The organism is Streptomyces tanashiensis (genome assembly GCF_014648895.1).
Lineage (GTDB): Bacteria > Actinomycetota > Actinomycetes > Streptomycetales > Streptomycetaceae > Streptomyces > Streptomyces tanashiensis.
The window spans coordinates 106,649-129,857 of the sequence record NZ_BMRZ01000021.1 but is presented as its reverse complement, the minus strand read 5'-3'; the positions used below and the strand labels follow the sequence as shown (position 1 = coordinate 129,857).

The 23,209-nt window shown below is 69.0% G+C and carries 23 protein-coding genes and 2 pseudogenes; 13 read left to right on the top strand and 12 right to left on the bottom strand.

Translation table 11 applies throughout. The features are described from left to right. The first annotated feature begins 36 nt into the window (after positions 1–36). Positions 37–999 carry an NAD-dependent epimerase/dehydratase family protein gene (locus IE237_RS36680; RefSeq protein WP_189806511.1) on the top strand — a complete coding sequence of 321 codons (963 nt, stop codon included), beginning with the start codon at positions 37–39 and terminating at the stop codon, positions 997–999. Positions 1,000–1,126: 127 nt separating this feature from the next. On the opposite strand, the gene IE237_RS36675 is transcribed toward IE237_RS36680, so the two are convergent. After that, on the bottom strand, positions 1,127–2,068 hold the full coding sequence (locus IE237_RS36675; RefSeq protein ID WP_189806510.1) for a phosphotransferase family protein: 942 nt from the start codon (positions 2,066–2,068) through the stop codon (positions 1,127–1,129). A gap of 137 nt (positions 2,069–2,205) precedes the next feature. On the opposite strand from IE237_RS36675, the gene IE237_RS36670 reads away from it, so the two are divergent. From IE237_RS36670 to IE237_RS41670, 6 genes and pseudogenes are all read left to right on the top strand, one after another. Then, positions 2,206–3,321, top strand: coding sequence for a beta-ketoacyl-[acyl-carrier-protein] synthase family protein (locus tag IE237_RS36670; protein ID WP_189806509.1), 1,116 nt, complete (start codon positions 2,206–2,208; stop codon positions 3,319–3,321). A 1-nt stretch (position 3,322) separates the two neighbouring features. Next, positions 3,323–4,036 carry a SpoIIE family protein phosphatase gene (locus IE237_RS36665; RefSeq protein ID WP_229843904.1) on the top strand — a complete coding sequence of 238 codons (714 nt, stop codon included), beginning with the start codon at positions 3,323–3,325 and terminating at the stop codon, positions 4,034–4,036. Positions 4,037–4,190: 154 nt separating this feature from the next. After that, a complete protein-coding gene (locus IE237_RS36660; RefSeq protein ID WP_189806508.1) occupies positions 4,191–5,630 on the top strand; it encodes a glycosyltransferase in 1,440 nt (479 codons plus the stop codon). A 247-nt stretch (positions 5,631–5,877) separates the two neighbouring features. Continuing rightward, complete coding sequence (locus IE237_RS41445) at positions 5,878–6,114, top strand: DUF4158 domain-containing protein (RefSeq protein WP_189806507.1); 237 nt, start codon at positions 5,878–5,880, stop codon at positions 6,112–6,114. Between the two features lie 13 nt (positions 6,115–6,127). After that, positions 6,128–6,328: pseudogene (locus tag IE237_RS41440) on the top strand (DUF4158 domain-containing protein); the annotation flags it as partial. A gap of 1,270 nt (positions 6,329–7,598) precedes the next feature. Further along, positions 7,599–8,422 (top strand): annotated as a pseudogene (locus tag IE237_RS41670) (Tn3 family transposase); the annotation flags it as partial. 203 nt (positions 8,423–8,625) lie between these two features. Here IE237_RS41670 and IE237_RS36645 read toward each other — a convergent pair. The 5 genes from IE237_RS36645 to IE237_RS36625 all read right to left on the bottom strand — a co-directional run bounded on the left by IE237_RS36645 (position 8,626) and on the right by IE237_RS36625 (position 12,113). Beyond that, positions 8,626–9,216 carry an ATP-binding protein gene (locus IE237_RS36645; RefSeq protein WP_229843903.1) on the bottom strand — a complete coding sequence of 197 codons (591 nt, stop codon included), beginning with the start codon at positions 9,214–9,216 and terminating at the stop codon, positions 8,626–8,628. A 242-nt stretch (positions 9,217–9,458) separates the two neighbouring features. Then, positions 9,459–9,857, bottom strand: coding sequence for a tyrosine-type recombinase/integrase (locus IE237_RS41435; protein ID WP_268253845.1), 399 nt, complete (start codon positions 9,855–9,857; stop codon positions 9,459–9,461). Further along, positions 9,854–10,948, bottom strand: a complete 1,095-nt coding sequence (locus tag IE237_RS41430) for a tyrosine-type recombinase/integrase (protein WP_189806503.1) — start codon at positions 10,946–10,948, stop codon at positions 9,854–9,856. Before IE237_RS41430 ends, IE237_RS41435 begins: the two co-directional genes overlap by 4 nt. Before the next feature lie 26 nt (positions 10,949–10,974). Next, on the bottom strand, positions 10,975–11,436 hold the full coding sequence (locus tag IE237_RS36630) for a hypothetical protein (RefSeq protein WP_189806502.1): 462 nt from the start codon (positions 11,434–11,436) through the stop codon (positions 10,975–10,977). Then, complete coding sequence (locus IE237_RS36625; protein WP_229843902.1) at positions 11,433–12,113, bottom strand: site-specific integrase; 681 nt, start codon at positions 12,111–12,113, stop codon at positions 11,433–11,435. The genes IE237_RS36630 and IE237_RS36625 overlap by 4 nt, the downstream gene beginning before the upstream one ends. 250 nt (positions 12,114–12,363) lie before the next feature. On the opposite strand from IE237_RS36625, the gene IE237_RS41090 reads away from it, so the two are divergent. After that, positions 12,364–13,239, top strand: coding sequence for a hypothetical protein (locus IE237_RS41090; protein WP_229843901.1), 876 nt, complete (start codon positions 12,364–12,366; stop codon positions 13,237–13,239). 71 nt (positions 13,240–13,310) lie between these two features. Then, on the top strand, positions 13,311–13,670 hold the full coding sequence (locus tag IE237_RS36615; RefSeq protein WP_189806501.1) for a hypothetical protein: 360 nt from the start codon (positions 13,311–13,313) through the stop codon (positions 13,668–13,670). A gap of 60 nt (positions 13,671–13,730) precedes the next feature. Here IE237_RS36615 and IE237_RS36610 read toward each other — a convergent pair whose 3' ends face one another. Further along, complete coding sequence (locus IE237_RS36610) at positions 13,731–14,324, bottom strand: phosphohydrolase (RefSeq protein WP_189806543.1); 594 nt, start codon at positions 14,322–14,324, stop codon at positions 13,731–13,733. A 167-nt stretch (positions 14,325–14,491) separates the two neighbouring features. Here IE237_RS36610 and IE237_RS36605 point away from each other — a divergent pair, with 167 nt between their 5' ends. From IE237_RS36605 to IE237_RS36595, 3 genes are read left to right on the top strand one after another with little or no spacing between them, the layout of a single operon-like run. Beyond that, complete coding sequence (locus IE237_RS36605) at positions 14,492–15,097, top strand: recombinase family protein (protein ID WP_189806500.1); 606 nt, start codon at positions 14,492–14,494, stop codon at positions 15,095–15,097. Position 15,098: 1 nt separating this feature from the next. Continuing rightward, positions 15,099–16,610, top strand: a complete 1,512-nt coding sequence (locus tag IE237_RS36600; protein WP_189806499.1) for a S1 RNA-binding domain-containing protein — start codon at positions 15,099–15,101, stop codon at positions 16,608–16,610. Then, complete coding sequence (locus IE237_RS36595; RefSeq protein ID WP_189806498.1) at positions 16,603–16,902, top strand: hypothetical protein; 300 nt, start codon at positions 16,603–16,605, stop codon at positions 16,900–16,902. The genes IE237_RS36600 and IE237_RS36595 overlap by 8 nt, the downstream gene beginning before the upstream one ends. A gap of 164 nt (positions 16,903–17,066) precedes the next feature. On the opposite strand, the gene IE237_RS36590 is transcribed toward IE237_RS36595, so the two are convergent. Together IE237_RS36590 and IE237_RS36585 are read right to left on the bottom strand one after the other, a co-directional pair. After that, entirely contained in the window at positions 17,067–17,651 is a 585-nt protein-coding gene (locus tag IE237_RS36590) for a DinB family protein (protein WP_189806497.1), read from the bottom strand. Positions 17,652–17,723: 72 nt separating this feature from the next. Beyond that, positions 17,724–18,968, bottom strand: a complete 1,245-nt coding sequence (locus IE237_RS36585; protein WP_229843908.1) for an amidohydrolase — start codon at positions 18,966–18,968, stop codon at positions 17,724–17,726. Positions 18,969–19,202: 234 nt separating this feature from the next. On the opposite strand from IE237_RS36585, the gene IE237_RS36580 reads away from it, so the two are divergent. Beyond that, entirely contained in the window at positions 19,203–19,373 is a 171-nt protein-coding gene (locus IE237_RS36580; RefSeq protein ID WP_030757923.1) for a thiazolylpeptide-type bacteriocin, read from the top strand. Positions 19,374–19,473: 100 nt separating this feature from the next. Here IE237_RS36580 and IE237_RS36575 read toward each other — a convergent pair whose 3' ends face one another. Genes IE237_RS36575 through IE237_RS36565 form a run of 3 tightly spaced genes read right to left on the bottom strand, consistent with a single transcriptional unit; the run spans position 19,474 to position 23,188 of the window. Further along, positions 19,474–21,444: a TOMM precursor leader peptide-binding protein gene (locus tag IE237_RS36575; RefSeq protein WP_229843900.1), complete on the bottom strand. Its 1,971-nt coding sequence runs from the start codon at positions 21,442–21,444 to the stop codon at positions 19,474–19,476. Continuing rightward, positions 21,441–22,196 (bottom strand): ABC transporter permease, encoded by a 756-nt coding sequence (locus IE237_RS36570; protein ID WP_189806494.1) that lies wholly within the window; start codon positions 22,194–22,196, stop codon positions 21,441–21,443. Before IE237_RS36570 ends, IE237_RS36575 begins: the two co-directional genes overlap by 4 nt. A 2-nt stretch (positions 22,197–22,198) precedes the next feature. Beyond that, the gene (locus IE237_RS36565; protein WP_189806493.1) at positions 22,199–23,188 is read right to left on the bottom strand and encodes an ABC transporter ATP-binding protein; all 990 of its coding nucleotides are present in this window, start codon (positions 23,186–23,188) and stop codon (positions 22,199–22,201) included. Positions 23,189–23,209: the final 21 nt, after the last annotated feature.

The following is a 23,209-nucleotide window of genomic DNA, read 5'->3' as shown; positions in this document are numbered from 1 at the left end:
AAGTTCCGGCATATCGACATCAAGGAAAGAAGAGTGATGACGCAATACGAGGGACGCATAGTGGTCACGGGCGGCGGCGGGTTCGTGGGCTCGCATCTGTGCGAGCGGCTCCTCTTTGAGGGCTTCGCCGTGGTGTGCGTCGACGACTTCAGTACGGGCTCCGTACGCAATGTCGAGCCGCTGGCCCGCCACTCCGGCTTCCAGGTGGTGAGGGCCGACGTGACGGCCGGCCTGGAGATCAGCGGCGCGGTCGACGCGGTGCTCCACCTGGCTTCCCCCGCGTCCCCTGTCGCCTATCTGAGTCGTCCCCTGGAGACGATGCAGGTGGGATCCACGGGGACGCAGCATGCCCTGGACCTGGCCTGCAGCAAGGAAGCGCGCTTCCTGCTCGCGTCGACCAGCGAGGTCTACGGCGACCCTCAGGTCCACCCCCAGCCCGAAAGCTACTGGGGCCATGTGAATCCGGTGGGCCCGCGCGCCGTCTACGACGAGGCCAAGCGCTTCAGCGAGGCGCTGACCGTCGCCCATCGAGACGCACGCGGCCTGGACGCCCGGATCGTCCGGATCTTCAACACCTTCGGACCGCACATGCGCGCCGACGACGGCCGGATGATCCCCAACTTCATCCGCCAAGCTCTTGCCGGAGAGCCTTTGACGGTGGCCGGGGACGGCAGCCAGACCCGCTCTCTGTGCTACGTGAGCGACACGGTGGAGGGAATCCTCAGGCTCCTGTGGGCGCAGGACGAACAGGGGCCGGTGAACATCGGCGGGACGCACGAGATGACGGTGCTCGCCACCGCCGAGCTGATCTGCGGGCTCGTCGGCTCTTCCTCGGCCATCGAGTTCGTTGCCCGTCCCCAGGATGACCCCGCCGTGCGTCGGCCGGACATCAGCAAGGCCGAGCAGTCCCTCGGCTGGCGGCCGGCGGTGAGCATCGAAGCCGGGATCAAGAAGACCATCGACTGGTTCCTGGAGGACAGCCTCCTCATCGGCTCGTGAACCCCCTCCGTGGGGCGGTGCTCGACGGAACCGGATGGTGCGGTCATCGTGCCCCCGTCGCGTTCGCCGGCGCGATGAGGGCACGATGAACCCTGAGATCAGGGTCGTACCGCAGGACCCTTCGGCGTCAGCCCAGCGCCTTCATCAGGCCGGTGACATAGGTGTCCAGTCGTCGTTCCAGGACGCTCGTCGTGAGGTCCCGCCTCCCCGCGTCCTGGTAGGCCTGCGCCCACAGCTCGACTTCCTCGGAGCACGACAGCGCATCCCGCACCAGCCAGTACAGCCGCTCGCTCGGCGCCGCTGCCAGCGCCCCGCCCGCCTCCTCGTACGCCTCGGCGAACCGCAGGCCCCAGGACGGGTCGTGCAGCAGCGCAAGATTGGTGCAGCAGTGGGCGACGTCGAGGTCCGCAGGGCCCCAGGAGGGCTGTGACCAGTCGACGACGCCGGTGATCCGGGCTTGCGTCGGACGTGAAGGCGGTACGTCGAACAGCACATTGCCGGGCTGGAAGTCCCGGTGCAGGAAGCGACCTTCGTAAGGCGGTGCGGGCTTGCGGATCACGTCGATCGCCGCGGCCCAGGCGGTCGCGTCGCCGCCCTTCGGAACGACGACGGACTCGGCCGTCGTCAACGTCTTGAATTCCTGAGGGCGCTCCGCGGGCTGGAGCGCGTGGATGGCCACGAGTTGACGAGCCAGCAGGGGAGCGCGCGTCTCGACTCCTGCGTCGTCGAGGACCGATCGGCCCTCCAGATGCGTCATCAGCAGCGAGGGATACTCGCAATGCGCGGCGGTCGGGTCGAGCGCGACCAGCTCAGGAGCGAGCACACTGGTCCCGGCGAGGAGTGTCAGGGCGCCGGCCTCCCTGTTCAGCCACTCTTCGGCATTCTCCAAGTAGTACGAGTCGACGAAACTCCGCAGCACCAGGTGGCGGGTGACCGCGTCTCGTGTACCGATAGTCAGCCGGCGCATTTCTGCAGTCATTCCGCCGTGCAGGGTCTCGGTCTTGACGACCCGTTCGCCGCTGTCCAGGTGCTGATTCACCCAGGCCAGGGTCTTCGGTCGGACAGTCATCGCCTCATCGAATGTATTCACCGTGTCATGTGATCACGCAGACGCCGGCAGAAGCAAGCGCCTCCCGGATCGCCCAACTCCCGCTTGTCGGTGCGGCTTTCAGGGTCCAGGCCCAACTCCCTCACTGTGCAAGCGATGTGACGAAGCCCCTGCTACTGTCCGTGGAGGAACTCGGGCCGACCGAAGAAATGCAACCAGAAACGCACACGATAAAGTGGACGGAGTCCATCATGGCGCGTTGGGAGAATATCTTTATCGCGGCGACGGCTGTGGACCTGCCGCACGCCGTCCCGGTTTCAGAGGCTGTGGCAGACGGCAGTTATCCGTCGAAACTCGCGGCGCGCACAGAGCAGCGCACCGTCACCATTGCTCCGAAGGACGAACCTCCGGGCGCGTTTGCCGCCCGCGCGGCGAAAGCGGCCCTGGCCGAGTCGGGACACGGCTTCGACGACGTCGGGCTGTTCGTTCATACGTCCGTCCTGGACCCGTCCCCTCGGATGTCGAATCCCGCGATGTGGCTCGAGCGGGAAATCGGGGCGGGCGGATTCCGGGACGTGGCGCAGTTGTCGAACGGATGCGATGGAGTAGTGAACGGCATTCGCTGGGCTGCCGCTCATCTCACCTGCAATGTCGAACATCGGGCCGCGCTGATCACTGCCGCTGAAAGCTGGCAGCCCAAAGAGGTCATCGACCGGTGGACCGTTGACCCGGACACGCCATTCGGAGACGGTGGGGCGGCGCTGGTCATGTCCAGGGAGCGCGGGATCGCCCGATTGCTTGCGGCCGTGAGCTATACGCAGCCGAACCTCGAAGGGGTTCACCGCGGCCCCCGTGTCTTCGGTCAGGGGGTCAGCCTTCCGGTGAACCTTTCGCAGCGCTCCCGGGCCTTCTACGAGACGTCCGACCTGTCTCGCGACGAAGCCTGGAAGATGCGCGGGAACGGAATTGGCGTCGCCATCGAGCGCGTGTTGGCCGATGCCGGCGTCGAACGCGAACGAGTGGCCCGTATCGTGCTGCCCTTCAGGGGACGCCAAGTGCTGGAAGAGGAGTACTTTCCGTACCTCGGAAACCTTGAGCCCGCGCGATCCAGCGAGGACCGAGGGCGCGAGATCGGTCATCTGGGCGGGGCGGACCCGATCGCGGCCTTTCACTTCGCGATCAAGGACGGCGAGCTTTCCACGGGGGACCTGGCCATTGTCTTCAGCGAGGGTGTGGGGATCGTCCAGTCCGCCGTGCTCGTCGAGGTTGTCTAGGATGGCCATGGCTTCCGCCCACGGGAACGTGCGCATCGGAACAGCCACGAGGGCAGGCACCACCGCCCCCAGCGGAGACGCGGTCGCCGTCCACGTCCAGGAGGACGGCACCACTGCTGCGGCCGTGGTCGACGGCATCGGCCACAGTCGCCGAGTCGCGTCTGTCGCCCAACTGTTGGCCACGGTCATCGCTCGTGTCGCGGCTCGCCGGGGAAGCCTCGCTGGTCTTCTCACCGGTACTGAGCTGGTGGCCGATCGAGGCTCGGGTGATGAGCCGGAGCCGGACGCCGTCGCGGTGATCGCGACGGCGCGCGCCGAGGGGGACCAGACCCGTATCGCGTGGGTCGGTGACTGCCGTGCCTACGCCCTGGAGGGTGGACGACTTCGGCCTCTGACCGCCGATCACAACCTTGCGGAGCAACTGGCCCTGTGCGGGTACACCGGCGAGATCCCGCGCCCGGCCGCGAGGTGGGTGCGTACGACGGTACGGAGTGCCGTCGTCGCCACCGTGTCGGAGGCGTGGACCGAGTCCCCCCTGGTGGTGCTCACGTCGGACGGGGTCCATGACCAGGTGCCGCACGGCGCGATGGAGGCGCTGGCCCTCAGGTACGAGGACGAACCACAGGCCCTCGCGGACGCCCTGGTGGCCGCCGCAGAGACCGGGGCCGGCGGCGTCAGGGACGACGCCACCGCCATCGTGATCGGCCGCACCTGACGCAGGCGCCTTCCGAAGCCCTCGAGCATGACGTGGTGGACAACGGCAAGATCATCTCTCCCGTGACCTGCAGTTACGGGACAACCCTCAGGGAGGGCACGTGTCGAGTAGCGATGGCATCGTAGTGCTGACGACCAGGGAAAAGGAATGGTGGTTGAGCCTGCAGGAGATCATCCCCGCCATCGAGCGGGTCTGGGACCGCATCGGCCGGTCCGATCGGAAGACCGTCAGCACGCTGTGCGTCCCGTTGCCGCCCGAGATGGAGAAGCGCCTCCATGCCCGTGCTTCGCGGTTGGAGCGCATTGTCCTGACCACGGTGACGCCGGGGACCGTCAAGGCCGCACTCCTTCTGCGCGCGCAGATGGAGGAGCCGGCGCCGATGACGCTCTATGTGCACGGAGACGGCCCCGAAGGGTTCGAAGCCTTTGGCGCCCTCGTGGACGTGCTCACCGAGAGGGACACATTCGTCGTGACGTGCGAGGCGGAGGCGGCGACGGTCCGTTCTTGTTTCCCGAAGGCTCAGATCGAGCTGATTCCGTTTCCCCTGGTCGACCTCTTCAAGGTGAACAGCGGGAAGCGGCGTACGAAGAACGAGATCACACGGTTGGCCTACGTCGGGCGCGTCTCGGAGCAGAAGAACCTGCACAACCTGTTGTTCGCCCTGTGGGTCATGCGCACTTCCCACGCCTGGGCGCCGACGGTGACGTTGGATGTGTACGGCGGTGAAGACGATCTCGGCAGCCCCAACATGGGTCTCAAACATCCCGACTACGGCACGTACCTGCGACGGCTCGCCGAGACGTTGGGATTGGACGACGTGGTGACGTGGCACGGAGCCAAACCTCGGGACTGGGTCTTCTACGACGTGCATCAGGAGCCTCACGTCCTGGTGTCGCCGACCTTGCACTCCGACGAGAACTTCGGCTCATCCGTGCTGGCGTCCCTGGTCAACGGCCATCAGGTGGTGACGACATCCTGGGGTGGCCACCGTGGGTTCCAGGAGTGGTTTCCTCAGCAGCTGACACTGGTGCCCGTCCACGCGTCCACCCTCGGTCCGGTCGTGGACCCTGCCGCACTGGCTGGAGCCATAGTGGCTGCGGTGGAGAGGTCGTCGACCGTGGTGGAGGAGGCCGCGATCGAGCGAGGACGGGCAGCGTTCTCGGAAGGTGCTGTGACGGTGCGCACCCTGGAAATGCTCAGCCGGCCCGATCGCGCCCCTGTGCCGCTGAAGAAGTCGCCGATCCAACAGCACATCGACGAACACAGGGTCCTGTTCGGCGGCGCGCGCAGGATCTATGCGGGCTACGAGGATCCAGTCGCGCAGATCTTCTTCGAGGCCTATGGCATGGAGAAGCCACTCCGCTTCGATGAGCGGTCCGGCTACGCCCTGGCGCCGTGGGTCAGCTGCTCGGACAACGTCGTGAGCATCATCGACCCGCATCGCGGACACCGAAGCTTCAACGTCGACGAAGAAGTCTCGACACCGTGCGATGTCACGATGATCCCCTCCATGAAGACGTGCCGACTACCGGAAAGCCTTGTGAGGAAACTGGTGACGCAGGGGTACGCATTCTCACTTGAGTCGACGGGCTGAGCCTGGTTGTCAGTCGGCCAGCTTGAAGATCAGCTCGGTGACGGTGGCCTGGCGGCCGGGAGCGAACGAGTCCTCGCTGCCGACGCGCACGAACCGGCCCTGTGCTCCCGAAGCTACCGCGAAGTGACAAATAGCGCTCTGTAGTCGATCCGGGGGCCTGTTGTCCCGGCTTCGATCGTTTTCGTCCCTTCTCTGATGTGGCCCCGTCACCTGGGTGGCATTCGTGGTGATCGGGAAGGGGTTGAGCGTGCGTCAGGACTGGGAGCCGGAGGACCTGATCGAGGTCTGGACATTGCTGGACGACGACGAGAAGCGGCTGCGGAACAAGTCTGGGGCGAACCGGGTGGGATTCGCGCTGCTGCTGAAGTTCTTCGAGGCGGAGGCCCGGTTCCCGGAGAACGTCTCGGAGATCCCGGCGTCGGCGGTGGCGTACGTGGCTCAGCAGGTGAAGGTGGCTCCGGAGGAGTTCGCCGCGTACGACTAGGGCGGGCCGGGCGATCAGCCGCCATCGGATGGAGATCCGGAGCGTGTTCGGGTTCCGCGAGTGCACGGTGGAGGACCAGGCTCAGCTCGCGGAGTGGCTGACCGGGGAGCTGTGCGGGGTGGAGCTGTCTCGGGAACGGCTGGCGGAGGCGGTGGCAGCCCGGTGCCGCAAGGACCGGCTGGAGCCGCCTGCGCCGGCGAAGGTGACCCGGCTGGTGGCGTCGGCGGTGAACACCTTCGAGGAGCGGTACTGCCGGACGACGGACCGGCTGTCGGCGGTGACGCGCTCGCGGCTGGACGACCTGGTCGCCGAAGACGACGGCGAGGGCAGCGTGGGCGGCGGACGGACGTTCTTCACCGAGCTGAAGGCGGACCCCGGTGCGCTCGGCCTGGAGAGTCTGCTGACAGAGGTGAACAAGCTCCAGCGAGTGCGTCAGCTGGAGCTGCCGCCTGAGCTGTTCGGGGACGTCTCGGAGAAGCTGGTGTCCGCGTGGCGGGCGCGGGCCGCGAAGGAGTACCCGTCCGACCTGCTGGCGGCCGGCGACTCGGTTCGGTACACGCTGCTGGCGACGCTGTGCCACGTGCGGCAGACGGAGATCGCCGATTCGCTGGTGGATCTGTTCATCCAGATTGTGCAGAAGATCAACACGCGGACGGAGAAGAAGGTCGAGGGCGAGTTCATCAAGGAGTTGAAGAAGGTCCGCGGCAAGGAGGGGATGATGCTGCGGGTCGCGGAGGCGGCGCTGGCCGAGCCGGGCGGTACGGTCCGCAAGGTCATCTTCCCCGTGGTCGGCGAGAAGACCCTGAAGGCATTGGCGACGGAGGCCGCGGCGAACGAGGCCGGGTACAAGGCACGCATCACGGTGCTGCGGTCGTCGTACTCCAACCACTGGCGGCGGATGCTCTCGCCGCTGCTGTCGGTGCTGGAGCTGAAGTGCAATAACACCGCCTACCGGCCGGTGATGGACGCGATCGACCTGCTCAAGCGGTACCTGGACCAGCCGATCAAGGACGGGGCGTACTTCGACGAGGCCGAGCGCGTCCCGCTGGACGGGGTGGTGCCTGAGCAGTGGCGGGCGGCGGTGGTGGACGACAAGGGTCGGGTGGAGCGCATCCCGTACGAGCTGTGCGTGCTGGTCAGCCTGCGGGACGCGCTGCGGCGCCGGGAGATCTGGGTGGCCGGCGCGAGCCGGTGGCGCAACCCGGAGGACGACCTGCCGCCGGACTTCGAGGACAACCGGGACGTGCACTACGGGGCGATCCGCCAGCCGCTGGACCCGGGTGAGTTCATCGATGCCCTGCAAAGGAAGCTCCGGGAGGCTCTGACCCGGTTCGACAGCGCGTTGAAGCGGGGCACCACGGGCGGGGCGGAGATCACCCGCAAGCACGGCGAGCCGTGGACCAAGGTCTCCCCGCTGGGTAAGCAGGAGGAGCCGGAGAACCTGGTTGCCCTGAAGGCCGAGATCGAAAGGCGTTGGGGGGACGATCGACCTGATCGACATCCTCAAGGAGGCCGAGTTCGCCACCGGCTTCACTGGCGAGTTCACCTCGGTCGCGTCCCGGGAGGCCCTGCCCAGGGAGGTCCTGCGGCGCCGGCTGCTGCTGGTGCTGTTCGCGCTGGGCACCAACAAGGGCATCAAGCGGGTGGCGGTCACCGGCAAGCACGGCGAGAGCGAGGCGGTGCTGCGGCGCATCCGGCACCTGTTCGTGAACCGGACCAACCTGCACGGGGCGCTGGTAAAGCTGGTGAACGCCACCTTCGCGGTACGGGATGCCGACTGGTGGGGCGAGGGCACCTCGTGCGCCTCGGACAGCAAGAAGTTCGGCTCCTGGTCGAGCAACTTCATGACGGAGTGGCACCAGCGGTACCGGGGACCGGGGGTGATGATCTACTGGCACGTCGAGCGGATGTCGGTATGCATCTACTCGCAGCTGAAGAACTGCTCGGCCTCCGAAGTCGCGGCGATGATCGAGGGCATGCTGCGGCACTGCACCGAGATGGTGGTCGACCGGCAGTACACCGACACCCACGGCGCGTCCTTCGTCGGGACCAGATCGTGAAGTACACCACCGCCCTGCGTCTGGGCACGGCGGAGGCCGAGCAGGTGCTCCGCCGCTTCACCCGGGGCGGCCCCAAGCACCCGACCTACCGGGCGATCGAGGAACTGGGCCGGGCGGTGCGGACGGTGTTCATCTGCGACTACCTGGCCGATCCCGAGCTGCGGCGGGAGATCCACGAGGGCCTGCAGGTGGTGGAGAACTGGAACTCCGCCAACCACGACCTTTTCTTTGGCAAGGACGGCGACCTGACCCTCCCCGCTTTTCTGGACCCACGTGAACCCTTGTCTGGACGAATTCCGTGCGCGGGGCTGGCTCAACTTCAAGTGCACCCTGATCGAGACTGTCTCCGACTCCTGCCGCCTCCAGGCCACCGGGGCCGAGCACCAGGACCGCGGGTCGGGATCCGACCGGGCCGCTCTCTCCGGTGCAGCGCGGTCGTGCCGGCCCGTGGTCACGGGCCTGACCGGTCCCCGCTGTCGCGCTGATCGTCGAGGCGGGCAGTCAGATCAGGCCAGTGCTGGGACCAACGGGCCAGGTCGCCCGTGGTCAACGACCACCGCGAACGCAGGGCTTCGTCCGGCAGGAAGCGGACGCAGGTCCCCGTGGTCCCGTCGGCTTCGACGGGCACCAGATCGGTCACCGGGACGCCGTGCTCATAGCGCTGGCTCCAGGACCCGTTGAGACGGCGGTTGGTATGAATCAGCCACTCGCTGAGCGCTGCGACGACGGACATGCCGCGCCGCGGATGTCCGTCCGGAAGCCGCTCCGCCTCTGGGAAGTCGAAGAACCGAAGATCCTTCGTGGCCATGACCGGCTTCTTCACCACCCGGCCATGCTCGTCGACCCGAGTGTCGGTGCCCCGTCCGTCATCCTTCACCGACACCGAGCCATCGGTATGCAGCGTGACCACACACCGTCCGCCGCCCCGGCTCGCTGCCTCGTCAGCGGCATAAGCAACGATCTCAAGAACTAGGTGTCCCGGCCCGCCCGGAGCGAACTGGGCAGATTCCCGGCGGATCTGACCGAGATGGTCCGCGTCCACGGTGCCCGCCCAATCGTGTGTGGTGTTGACCCAAGAAGCCCTTGATCCATCCATCTGGCAAGTATCCCTCGGGGCTCTTGTTCAGGCTGCCGAAGACAATCGCTCAGCAGTGATCGTCAGGGCCGGGCTCGGCGCTCTCTCCGAGATCGGCGAGGAGGCCGCAGATCCGTTCGGCGATGGCCTTGTGCCGTTCGACCTCGCGAGGCCAGCCGCGTTCGACGGCGTCCTGGGCGAGCTGCTGTTCACGGGCGAGCCGGGGACCGCAGGCGCGGGGCGTACTCGCTCGTGGTGAGGAACTTCGAGCAGCGGAGGTAGAGGTCGCACTCGCAGGGCCCATCGGCGGGTGCCCGCAGGCAGTGACCGAGTTCGAGTTCGGTCTTGAAGAAGTTGGTCTTGAGCCAGTTCAGGGTGTCCTCGCCGATCCGGCTGGTCAGTAGCTCCTCCGCGGCCGGGCCCGCGATCCGTCCGCCGGCGGCGATGACCTTCTCGTACTGCTCCTTCAGGACGGGATCGCCGATGTGGGAGGAGGTGGCGGACCTCTGCGCGTTGCGGTGGCCGAGGATTGCCATGATCGTCTGGATCCGGGCGCCGCCTTCGGCGAGCTGGGTGCCGACCGTATGGCGAAACCGGTGAGCGGTCACGGTGGGATTGCCGTCGCCGTCGACGAGCCCGGCCTTGCGGCAGGCGATCTCCAGGGCGTCCTCGTAGAGGAAGTGACGGCCATGGGCTTGCCCCGCCACATGAACACGTAGCGGACCGGCCGCTGGGCCCATGCGTCATGTCGGGCTGCGGCGTTCGCGGCCTTCGCCGAGTCGATCAGCTCACGCAGGGCGTCCGCCGCCTGGGGGTGCAGGGGGACCATGCGCTCGGTGTAGGTCTTGCCGACCGGGATCCGCAGCCGCGGAAAGCCGTCGGGGTAGGCGTCCAGGCAGTCCAGGGTCAGCCGTGCGATCTCCCCGCGCCGGGCACCGCTCCAGCGCAGCAAAAGCAGAGCGGCACGTTGGTGTGGGTCTTCGAGTTCCTCGACCGCCTCCATGAGGCGGCCCAGCTCGGCCCGGGGGATGAACCGCGGCAGTGCGGAGGGGAGTTTGGGCATGTCCGAGCGGCCGAGCAGGGGCCGGCCCGGGACATCGCTCCAGCCCCACTGGCTGGTCTCGCGGAAGAACTGAAGCTGCGGGCTGAGGTAGGTGTAGCGGGACCATGCCGTCAGCGGCCGTCCGGTCCGGGCGTTGATGTGCTCATGCAGGTGGGTCATGAAGCCCTCGACGTGTCGCCGCTCCAGCTGGGTCATCGCGTCGATGTCGGGGTGGGCCTGGGCGAGCCAGCGCAGGAAGTAGCGGAAGGCGTCGCGTGAGTGGCGGACCGACTCCGCGCGGTCGCTGGTCTGCAACCGTCCCGACAGCCAGCGCGACACCGGAGCGGCGAGCGCCGGCGGGGTCTCAGGAGGGGTGAGTTCGGTTCGCCAGAGTTCGGCGGTTTTCAGGCCGTGGAACGGCGGTTCGGGGACCTGTCCGATGTTGAACAGCAACACATGGACGCCATGGAGCCTGGTCAAGCACGCCTTCTGGTAGATCCCGGCGAGCTGCTCCATGGGCATCCGGCGGCGTGCGTTGGAGACATGGCGGGCCCGCACGAACCCGGCCTCCGGCCGGGCGCAGTAGCGCTTGATCTCCTCGGCGAGCGCGGTGAGGTCGCCAAGCCGGATCGCGCGCAGATCGGGATCGCCGCGCATCAGCAGAAGGCGGGTGAACGTCCAGGTCAGGACGGACCGGCCACTGACAGGCGCATACCGAGCTGGAGCATGCGGGCCGAGAGCGAATCGAGCAGATCCAGGTCGAGCCCGAGGCCGGCGGCGACCTTGGGGACGAACAGGCTGTCGAAGTTGCGGCTGAGGACGTAGTCGGCGTTCAGTCGGAGACCGTGCACCAGCGAGAGGTAGGCGAGATAGGGGCCTGCCTCGTGGGACGGCCCGATGCGTTTGCCGGGCTCGTGCGGATCGCGTCCGTGCAGGTCCAGGCGGACCAGCAGGGGCTCGGCGAACCAGTCCTCCAAGTCCGGCCAGTGCTTGAGGAAGCGGTCGTAGAAGTAGCGGTGAGACTTGACCGACGCCGGAGCATCCGCGAACGTCGCACGGACCCACGCGAAGTACTCCTCCCTCGTCGCGTGGCACCGGCGGCGGCGGTCCGGCTCCGGGGCGGGTGCCAGGGCGAGGGCAGTCACCGGTTGCTCTTCAGCGCGCGGGTGTAGTCGGCCAGCACGGCCTCGTCGGAGACGCGGGTGTAAGCCTTCGTCGACTCCGGCGAAGCGTGCCCCAATCGCTTTTGCAGCGACAACTCCCGCATCCCGCGGGGCGTGGCAGCCGCCGCGGCTGCCTGACCGTCACCGTGCGGCACATCGGCTGCTGACGGCTCGCGCGGCCCATGAACGGCTGATGCCGGTCCGGCACCCGGGCAAGGTGCCGGGTCAAGGCGCTTCTGCATCGGGGAGTCACCGTCGTACTCCTCGGCGACCACCGCCCAGTCGTGGAAGCTGGCAACCGCAGCCAAGATCCGGTTCACCGTCGCCGGAGCGAGCAGACTGCCCGGCGCCTCCGGCCCGCCGACCACCACCGTCAGGCCCAGCCGCTGGGCCGGACGGCGCGAGGGCGCCCGCCGCAAGAACGCCAGCAGCCGCAAGGCATCCGGGCCCCGGAACTCACGCCAGTCCGTGCCCTCACCAGCGAGGAAGGCGAACAGGCCCCGCAGGTCGTACGCGTACGCGCAGATCGTCTGCGGCGAGAAGCCCCGGTCGACCAGATGATCCAGGAACCGGCAGGCCGCCGTGACCTGTTCACCGTCGCCGTCGACCAACCGCACGCGCCGTACGACACCGCCATCACGTTCCTTGACCACCCGCACACCGGCCTCCCCGACCCTGCACTCAGGTGGCCCGACGAACCCCGCACCTCCACCGCCACGGCGCCAGTTCAGGCGTCACTCGAAGGTGTCCAGATAAGGAGATCTACGGAAGGTTCGAGCTGGACATGAACCGCCACCTGCACCTCGGCCCGCTCCTGCCGCAGCAGCGCACCCCGCAGGACCACTCCACGCCAACCTCGGACGCGACGGCACCTTGATCCTTTCGGTTCCGTGCCTGTTCAATCAGCAGATGACTGAGACCGATGTCGACCTTGGCACCGTCACCGCACCCTCCGGGACGCTCGTGCTGGGGATGGCGGGCTGGATCGACTACTGGCCGCAGGTGGGCCGACCGCTGTCCGAGCGGGCCCGGACCGCAATAGCCACCGGCGGCGGCCACCTGTACGGACCCGAGGACAGTGAGCCGTCCGCTTGGATGTGCGAGGCGATCGCTGTAGCAGCTGCCGCAGACCGGCCCCTGCGGGTTCGGGCCCAGACATCGGCCTCACCCTTCGACGGGGAACCGACGATCGCCGTCCTGGAGGTCGACCTCGGCCTGCCGTGGCCCGGCCCCAATGACGGCGAACCCGTGCAGCTCGGCGACCTGCCGGTCGACCGATGTGGCATGGTCCTCGGCGACGCTCAGGCGCTGGACGACTTCACCGGCCTGGACGGACAGTCCACCGACGGCCTGGCGGACGTCACCTACTGGGGCAAGTACGAAGACACCGTCCATGCGCAGTTCGGCGGTGACCGCATCCCGCAGCACTCCAGCGGCCACGGGCCGCGCGGATGGCTCGACCTCCCCCTGGCCGAGGCCGAAGCGGTCGCCGAACGGCTCCGAACCTGGACCCGAGAAGGCCCCGGCAATGGGCTGATGGTCTCCGTCGACGCCCACACCGACTTCCACCGATTCAACCGAGCCGGCTGGAGCCACCCACTGCTGGCGGGTGCCATCGACCTCAGCGGATGCCCAGTGCTCGGTCTCGGCTGGGACTCCGGGGACCACTCCATACGCCACCGCGGAGAGCGGGCCCACGGACAGGTCTACTCCGCCACCCTCGAAGCCCGCGCAGGCGAAGCGGTACTGCGCTGGACCATCCCGCCGTACGACCCTGACCTGTGAACCACACCCGGCGTGAGGGGTGCCCGGAGAACGCAGTTGAGCTGCACGGTTCAGCCCGGCACACTCGCCCGATGAGCCACAGCACACAGCCGGGCCGCTGGGACGGGCCCTGGTATCGGGTTCGCACTGAGCACTTCGAAGCCGCTTTCCTGCCGAACTCCGGCGAGGATCTGGAATCTGCGGACAATGTCGACGTCTTCGTGGACCTGAAGGACGGATCCCGCTGGAGCGCGACCATCATCACCCTCGAACAAGTCGAGGTCATCATGGCGAGACGGGCCGAAAACGGGGAAGCCCTGGGAGGCCGCTACTTCTGGTGCTCGGACGGTCTCATCGTCCGCGATCCCGGCATCAGCAACATGACCCAGGTACTCACCGGTCTGATCGAGTCCGACGATTTCATGCAGATCCTTCACCGCCTCGACGTCTGACCCGGCACCGTCCGGGCAGCGACGGCCTGCCAGTTGAAGCGACCCAGCAGCCCCAGGCCCTCAGGCGTAGATCGGGAAGGACGCCTGGAACGCCAGACGCTCGCCGGCCGCGTCGCCGATGTCGGCGAGAACCCCGTCGAGCGCGATGAATTCCTCCCATGCCGCCCGGCCAGTCGCTTCGGCCAGCCGAGCCACGACGAGATCTTCCAGGTCGGGAACACGCTTGTTCTTCCAGATCTTGTCGGCGAGGCTGACCAGCAGGTCGTCCAGGCCGACCCGCACGTCCACCCATGACGCGTGAGTCGCGGCGAAGCGCGCCAGCTCCGGGCTGATGCCGTGACCGAGCAGAAGAGCCTGCCCGGCCTCCTCGTGCGCCGATCCGGGCCCGGAGAGCTCGGCGAGGTGCACCGTCTTTCCTACGTCGTGCGTGGCCGCCCCGAAGAGCACCGCCTCGCGGTCGAAGACCACGGCGGGGTAGCGCTGTTCCACCCAGTCGACCAGCTGGTGCGCGACGTCATGGACAGCGCGCAGGTGGGCCGCCAGCCGCGGCGGACTTCCCAGCTCCGACAGAAGCTCTGCGACACGATCCGGCAGAGGGAGCAGGGGCGGACTGACGGTGCCGCTCATGGCTCTCGACAAGTGGGTGTTGGTCATCACCGCGTCAGGGTACTGACAGCGCCCCCTCTTGCGTCCGTAAGAGGAACCCCCAACGAACAATGATGATCTTGCCCGGCGGGAGAGATCGACCTGCGCTGACGGCGTCTCATTTAAGGTGTCCGGTGATTTGTACGCTGAGCGGGGGCTTATCGTACGCTCCGGGCATGAGCGAACGCATCGGCTACGCGAGATGCAGTCTGGGCAAGCAGGACCTCACCGCCCAGCGCGAGATCCTCCTCAACTTGGATGTCCCGGAGGAGCGGATCTACCTGGACCACGGGCTGACCGGAACCAACCGCGAGCGGCCCGGCCTGGCTCAGGCCCTCGCGGCCGTGCGCGCCGGCGACACCCTCGTCGTCCCGAAGCTCGACCGCCTCGCACGCTCGGTGCCCGACGCCCGCGACATCGGCGACTCGCTCACCGCCCGCGGCGTCAAGCTCTCGCTCGGCGGCACCCTGTACGACCCTGCCGACCCGATGGGCAAGATGTTCTTCAACATCCTGGCCACCTTCGCCGAGTTCGAGGTCGGCCTCCTGCGCATGCGCACCCGCGAAGGCATGGCGGTGGCGCGGGCCAAGGGCAAACTGAAGGGGAAGCAGCCCAAGCTCACCGCCCGCCAGCAGGCCCACCTGGTCCAGCAGCACCAGTCCGGCGAGCACACCATCGCCGACCTCGCCGAGCTCTTCTCCGTCAGCCGCGCCACCGTCTACCGCGTCCTGGAACGCCACCAGACCCCAACAGCGGTGCCTTCGACCTCGGTGGGGCAGTGACGTGCTGCCCTACGTCTACCGAGTCACCAAGTACGACCCCGCCGACCGCGACGAACACGGCAGCTACACCGGCACCGAGCCGGCGGTCAGCGACCACGGGCCCATCGAAGCCGCCTATCTGCAGGCCGTGGCCGCCTTCGCCGAAGACACCGGCATCGACCACGTGGCCATTCGTGAGCCACAGATCGCGCCGAGCCTCGTCGACTTCGGCGCGGAGCCGGCCATCGAGGGCCACGGTTTGGCGGGGCTCTTCCCGCCCGACCTCGCGGGATTCCACGACGGCGCCCAGGTCCCGCTCGCCTTGGGCCTGGCCCTGGTGCGGGTGATGCTCCGAGACAACGGCGCCTGGTGCCGCCTGGAGGTCGAGGACAGGTTTAGCGTCCACGTCGGATGGGACCAGTACCTATACATTGGCAGCAGCGAGCCCTCCGAGCAGGCGTTGTCCCGTATCCGCGCACTCGGGCTGTTCCCGGAACGACTGGACGCATCACCCTATGACGCCGCCTTCGATGACGATGAACCCGGCGAACAGCGCCCCGCCGACGACATCTTCTGGGCCCGGGTGCGTTGGTGCGTAGCCATGCGCCAAGCGGCAATCCTGGAGGAGACCTACGTCGACAACGCCACCCGCTGGCACCGGCTCGGCGACGGACCCCTCGATGAGGTCCGCACTCGTCTGACCCCGCGTGCCCGGCTGGCTGTCTGGCCGGAGCTGTCCACCGACGTTCCCGCCCTCCTCGCGGATCTACCGGACGAGGGCCTGCTCGAGTTCGTCTGGGAGGACGAAGACGGTCGCATCACCAGCACCGTCGCTGACGAGACCCAGTTCGCGGAAATCGCGGCGCAGATCACCGAGGCCCGTGCCGCAGCGGTTCTGCCCATGTACGTCGACGAACGCCACCCGCTGTTCACCGCCGTCTTGCCTGATGATGACGGCGTCCTTCGGGCACGCTGGAGGACGGAGCCGACTTCCAGCGACCGCGACTGGGGCTTCCTGAAGACCCTGCGCCGAGGACAGATCTGTACGGGGACCGTCACCGAGATCGCCTCCTTCGGCGTCACCTTCGTCGACATCGGCGGCTTCACCGCAATGATCAACATTCCCGAGCTGTCCTGGCGTCCGTTCAACCACCCGTCCGACGTCGTCAGTGTCGGCCAGGAGATCACGGCCGAGGTCCTCGATGTCGACATGGTCCGGGAACGGGTTCCGCTGTCGCTCCGAGCAGTGCAGGAAGACCCGTGGCCGCAGGTGGCGCGGCGGATCGGGCAGGTGGTCACCGGACCGGTCACCAAGATCGTGCCGTTCGGCGTCTTCGTCCGCATCGAAGACCGAGAGGACGGCTTCCAGGGGCTCGTGCACACCAGCGCGCTGGACGAATCGCCTGGAGATGTCCTCGCGGTTGGCGACGCCCTTACAGTGAAGATCACCGATGTTGATCTCGCGCGCCGCCGCATTGCCCTATCGCATGTCCAGACCTCTGCCGCCAGCACAGAGAGTCAGCCGCATGCCTGACGATGAGACGACTCAGATGCAGGTCGCGTTCGACGAGGCGCTCGCGCGGCGCGACGCGATTCGGGGGAGGATCCGGTTGATGGTGAGAAGCGAAGCGGCGGGGAGCGATCTGCTCACCGACGGCGAGATCAAACTCCTTCGACGGGCACTGGCTGAATGGGGCGGACCGGCCCACTGTCGAATGGTCCACTACCACGGGCCTCAGCGACGAGTCGACCATCCGGGCTCTCCGGTCGATCCAGCGGAAGTTGGGCAGGACCATCAGGCCCTATTACGGCAAAACCCCAGGTGAATTACAGTGGCCCTCTGATTGTGTAGAGCTACTTGTCACTTCGCGGCAGCTTCGGGAGCACAGGGCCGAACCCGGTGCGTTCCAGCACCCGGACGGAGCCGGGGTCGTCCTCCACCTGGTTCGGGAACCAGAAACCGGACAGAGCGCTTTGTGAAAGCGCGAGGCTAGGCCTCGATGGGTGCGGCCGACCTGGCGGCCCGTTCGATCTTCGCGTAGTGGGCTGCGCGGGCTTCCTCGTCGATCTGCCTCTCGTGTTCGGCGCGCAACCCGGTCCGGCCGTCGAGGCTCTCGCGCAGGATGTCGGCGTGCCCGGCATGCCGGACGGACTCGCTGAGGACGTGGACCATGACGGCGAACAGGTTCGTGTTGGGATGAGGCTCCGGCCACCACGGCACGTGGCCGGGGGCGTCCAGGGGAAGCTCGTCGATCGTCGCGTCCGAGTGTTCCCACGTGCGCCGGTAGAACCCGATGATCTGATCGCGAGTCTCGTCCTCGGTCGCCCACAGATCGCTGCCGTCGGAGTCCTGCCACCGGGGCAGCGGTTCCGGGGAAGGGCGGCCGAAGACCTCGCCGAAGTACCTGGCCTCGACCGTGGCCACGTGTTTGACCAGCCCGAGGAGGTTGGTCCCGGTCGCTGTCAGAGGTCGGCGGGCGTCGTACTCGGACAAGCCGTCGAGTTTCCAGAGCAGCGCCTTGCGGTCCCGGCGCAGTCTCCCGTGCAGGTTGTCCTTCGCGAATTCGTCGATCATGCGGCATGAGCCTGCCATGGGCTGCTCGTGGTCTCAAATCTCGTACGTGGTCCTCGACGACCGGGAGGCGGCTCAGCTCGGAAGGTCCGGGCCCGCGAGCCTGGTGAGTGCCGCCGCCGTCAGGGCGGTGATGGAGGGCGCCAGGGCCGTACGAGGGTCGGGGGCGAAGAGAGGGGAGTGGTTGGGCGGGAGCCGGCCCGCAGAGGCGGTCCACTGGCGGGGGCTCGCGGTGCCGATCATCCAGTAGACGAGGGGGACGTCCTTCTCGCCGTGGAGCGCGGCGCCGGCGCCGCCGTACAGAGGGAAGTCCTCCGAGGCCAGCGACGGCGGCCAGTCGGCGACCCGGGCGGATCCGTAGAGCTCCGTGTGGGCGGCGCGGACGGCCCGGGTCGCCGCCGGATCGCTCCACAGGGCCGGAGTGCGGGAGGCGACCGTGATCTCGGGCTCGCGCGGGCAGGCGGAGGCGGCGCACTCGGCCCGGACGATGCGCTCCACCGCCGCGAGCGCGCGGTCCAGGGACGAGTCCGTGAGCGCCCGCAGGCCGATTCCCAACTCCGCCGTGTCCGGCACCACGTTCACCGCCGTGCCCGCCCGCAGTGTGCCGACGGTGAGCGTGAGCTGATCGCCGGGGGCGCTCTCGCGGGAGACGATCGTCTGCAGACGGGTGATCACGGCCGCGGCCGTCACCACCGGGTCCACGGCCAGGTGAGGGGTGCCGGCGTGACCTCCGCGCCCGTGCAGCAGGACGTCGAGCGCGGTGCTCGCCGCGGTCATCGGAGCGTGCGGGGTGCCGTGCGCGACCATGCCCGCGGGCAGCGGCGCCGCGTGCTGGGCGAGGACGACGTCCGGCCTGCCGAATCGCTCGTACAGACCGTCCTCCAGCATCGCGCACGCACCCGTCAGCGTCTCCTCGGCCGGCTGGCCGAGGACCACGAGGGTTCCCCGCCAGTGCGCGGCGGCGCGGGCCAGGACGTCCGCCGCCCCGGCCGCGGCGGCGAGGTGGAGGTCGTGGCCGCAGGCGTGCATGGCGCCGTTCCCGCTGGCGTACGGCAGCCCGGTCCGCTCCTCCAGGGGGAGGGCGTCGAGTTCGGCTCGCAGGTACACCCGCGGGCCCTCGCCGTTGCGCAGGACGCCGACCACACCGTGGCCGCCGACGCCCCGGGTGACGTCGAGGCCCAGGTCCGCGAGCCGGTCCGCGAAGAGCCCGGCCGTGCGGCGCTCCTCGCCGGACAGCTCAGGGGTCCGGTGGACGTCCAGGTAGAGGGTGAGGGCGGGACGCAGTGCCTCCCCGGCCGAGGCGAGGACGGGGCGGAGCAGTTCGGACGGGCTTGCCGGGGTGGGGCCTGGCGGTCCGGGTCGGCTCGCCGCGGCGGGGCCGAGGGCTTCGGGCTGGTTCACGGGGCTCCAGAGGGGAGAAGGCGCGCCGCTGGCGTCGCGTGCCAGCGATGTGCGTGCGGGAGACATGCCGAACGGTGAGCGGGCGGCGGTGGAATGAGGGACGTACACACCCCCGGACGGTCCCGTTCGGGACCGTGGTCAAGAGGAGGCGCCATGAACAAGGACCTGAGCACGCTCGCCGACGAGATCCTCGAGCTCGAGGCCGAGACGTTCGAGATCTCCGACTACTCGGACGCCAGCGAGGTCGTCCTGGCCGGTTCCACCAGCACCAGCTCGACCTCGACGTGCAGCTCCACCACCAGCACCACCTCCTGCTCGGCCTGATCGACGTCCCACCGGCCCCATCACGGCCGGAGGCGCGCCCGGTGTCCGGTTTCCCCGGACACCGGGCGCCTTCCGTTCCGCCGCTTCCACGGCATCCCGGCTACGGGAACGGGTGCGGGACCCTGCGGATCTCGGCGTCGGTGAGGTCCGTCGCCCGGTGACCGCCCCGCCGCAGGGCCGTCCGCAGCCGGGGCAGCAGGGGAGCCCGCTGCCGGTTCCAGCCGAAGTCGATCGGCAGCAGACCCGGCACGAGGGTGCTCACCGTGCACAGCCCCATCCGCTCCTGCTCGGGGGTGGTCTGGTCGACGACGACCACGTCGTGGCCCGCCCCCGCGAGCATCTCGGTCACGGCCCGGACGTCGTCCCGGAGATCGTCCGTCCGGGGCCGGCCGGTCGACTCCCAGTCCTGGTAGACCTCGCCGAAGCGACGTACGGCCAGGGGCTCCAGATAGCCCCGGGCGTGCACCGCCATCCGCGGCAGCCCGTACAGCTGTGCGTGGTCCTTCAGATGGCGGACGAGGCCGAAGTCCTCGGCCATGGACTCCAGTTCGGCCCTCCGCTCCTGCGTCTGGCGGGAGAGGTGCGGGATGTAGGTGAGCACCTCCGACAGCGCGCCCTCCACCGCGGACCGGGGGTCGAGCGAGGCCGCCGCCGCGAAGGAGAGGGTGCCGGGGCCGCCGTCCCGGCGTACGGCCACCGCCGTGACGACGGGCACGGGCAGGTCGATGCGGTTGTCCAGGACGTGGACGTCGTACCCCTGGAGCGCCGCACGTTCCGCCATGGCCGCGGACGTCCGGCCGCCGACGGTGGCCAGGTCGATCTCGGTGAGCCGGGCGTCGCCGTACCAGGCGTTCAGGAAGGCGTCCCGCTCGACGAGTTCGAGCAGTCCGCCGAGAACCGCCTCTTCGAGGCTGCCGCCGATGGCGCAGCCGTTGGAGCACTCGAAGACGAAGTTGTCGGCGGCGAGACCCGCGCTGTAGTACACGAGCCGGGAGGGGACCAGGACCGGACGCTCGTCGCGGAGCGACCAGCCCCACTCCCAGGGGATCGCGCGGTCCGGGTCGAACGGGTCGACCAGCGGATCGTCGCGGTAGGTGCGCGGATCGTAGAAGCCGCACGCGGCGGGGTCGACGGCGTCGTCCCGGAGTTCGTTCCAGGAGCCGGTCACGGGGGTGTGCCGGCCGCGCCGGTGGGTTCCCGCGTACCGTTCGAGGCCCTCCAGGAAGGCCAGGGTGCGGCTGGTGGAGAAGGTGTTGTCCTGGCCGCTCCACGTGACGTCGTTGAGGCCGGCGTAACCGCGGACGAAGACGCTCCCGGCGACCGGCGCCGTCGTCGGCGAGGTGACGCTGATCCACGTGCCGCCCCCGAGCGCGCCGCAGACCGGGTTGGCGAGCGCCTCGCGGGGCAGGGGGTACGAGGACGCGGTACGCAGCCGGTACGTGCCCGGGTCCGGCTTCCGCCGCTCGGCGAGGGCCATCGGGCGCGGCCCGGCCGGGGCGCGGTCGGGAGCGCAGTCGGGGCAGAGAGGATCGGCGAGGATCGGATACGTGCGGACCGCGAGCGTCGTCAGGTCGATACGGGACACCTGCGGCAGCGCCCGGTCGGCGGGGTCCGGCGACGCGGGTGCGGCGCCGGGGCTGCCGTCGAGCAACGCCTGGTGGAGGGCCGCGACCGCGTCGTACACATGGTCGGTGAGCAGCGGCCACACGCCGGCCGGGCGCGGCCCGTCCGGACCGCCGGTCTCCAGCGCGTCGCGCTCGCTGCGGCTGCGCAGCCGCTGCCAGCGCAGGGCGAGGCAGCGGCCGCAGGCGGGCGCGGTGCCGTCGCCGCCCCAGGGGCCGACGAGCACCGCGGAGGCGGTGAGGTGGACGCGGGCGCCGGCGCGCTCGGCCGCCCAAGGGTCCGGGGCTCCCCGGCCGCCGTGCGGTGCGCCGGCGTCCGTGACCCCGACCGGGACGACGGGTATGTCGCGTCCGAGACGCACGGCGAGCGCGGCCCGGAGGCCGGCCCGCGCCTCGTCCAGCGGCAGCGGCGGTGCGGTCCCGCCCCTGGTGCTCCCGGCGGCGCTCACGACGTCCTGGTCCAGCGGAAGGTCTTCACCGCGATCGCGCCGAAGACCAGGGCGAACACGAGCAGTCCGACGCATCCCACCCACACGTCGGAGGAGTCGCCGCGGCCGGCGAGCGCGTGGGACACGGCGTCGTTGAGATAGCGCAGCGGCATGGCGAGCGAGACGTTCTGGAGCCAGGACGGCATCGAGTCGAGCGGGAAGAACGACCCGGACAGGAACGCCATGGGCAGCATCAGGAAGTTGGCGACGGCCGCGACCGACTCCGGTGTGTTGGCGAAGGACCCGATGATCACCCCGAGGAGCAGGAAGGTGGTGATGCCCAGGATCAGGACCGGGATCAACAGCGGCCAGCCGGAAGCCGGTTCGAGGCCGAACACCGGCAGCATCGCGACCCCGACGAAGAGCACCGACTGGACGGCGCCGACGACCAGCGCGATCGCGTAGCGGGAGCCGATGACGGCGGAGAGCGGGGCCGGGGACATCCGGATCAGCCGCAGGATGTCGTCGGTCCGCCACTGCATGAGGGTGAAGGCGATGCCGAAGACGGCGGCGTTCGCGACACCCCAGGACAGCACGCCGGACGCGGTGTACGAGAGGTAGGACAGGCCGCTCTCCTCCACGGCCTGGCCGCGGAAGATCAGCCCGAAGACGACGAGGAAGAGGAGGGGGAAGGCGAACGTGAAGAAGAGGGTGGTCCTGTCGCGGACCTGGGCCCGGTAGCCCGCCCCGGTCAGTGCGGCGTAGGCGCTCATGGTCAGGCCTCCGTGGTCTCGGCGTGCGGGTGGGCGGACCGTCCGGTGCCGGCGAGGCGGGCGGTCAGGTCGAGGTAGACGTCCTCGAGGCTGGCGGAGCGGGTCTGGACGCCGTCGAGACCGACCAGTTTGTCCACGGCGGAGAGGACACGGCCGGACGCGTGGGTCTCCAGGACGAGCGAGCCGCCCTCGACGCTGACCCGTTCGACGCCCTCGATCGCCGCGGCCCGTCCTTCGTCGAGGAGGCCCAGGGGAAGCAGAAGACGGCTCGGGGCCCGCGAGGCGCCGACCAGGTTGTGCGGGGAGTCGGTCACGGCGATCCGGCCGTCCACCAGGATGGCGATCCGGTCGCAGAGCGCCTCCGCCTCGTCGAGGTGGTGGGTGGTGTGCACGATGGTGCGCCCCTCCGCCTTCAGCCCCCGGAGCACCTCCCACAGGGCGCGCCGCGCCTGCGGGTCGAGGGCGGCGGTCGGCTCGTCGAGGAAGATCAGCTCGGGACCGTGGACGAGCGCGGAGGCGATCGCCAGCCGCTGCCGCTGACCACCCGAGAGGTTCTCGACCTGGACGCCCCGCTGCTCGGTGAGACCCACGGACTCGAGGGTGGCGTCGACGGCGCTGCGGGGCGCGCCGTAGAGCGCGGCGACGGTCCGCAGATGCTCGTGGGCGGTCTGCCGTACGAAGAACGCAGAGCTCTGGGTCTGCACGCCGAGCCGGGGGAGCAGCGCGGTGTTGCGGGGCCAGGGCGACTGACCGAGGACCGCGACCGTGCCCGTGTCGGCCCGGCGCAGTCCCTCCATGATCTCGATCAGGGTGGACTTGCCCGCACCGTTGGGGCCGAGGAGACCGAAGAACTCGCCCCGGTGGATCTCCAGGGAGACGTCGTCCACGGCCTGGCGGTCCCCGTACCGCTTGGAGACTCCCCGGACCTGGACGGCGGCGGTCGGCGAGCCGTCCGCGGCGGATGTGGTTGACATGGCCTGTACCTCACTCATGTGGTGCGTGGTTCCTTCGGG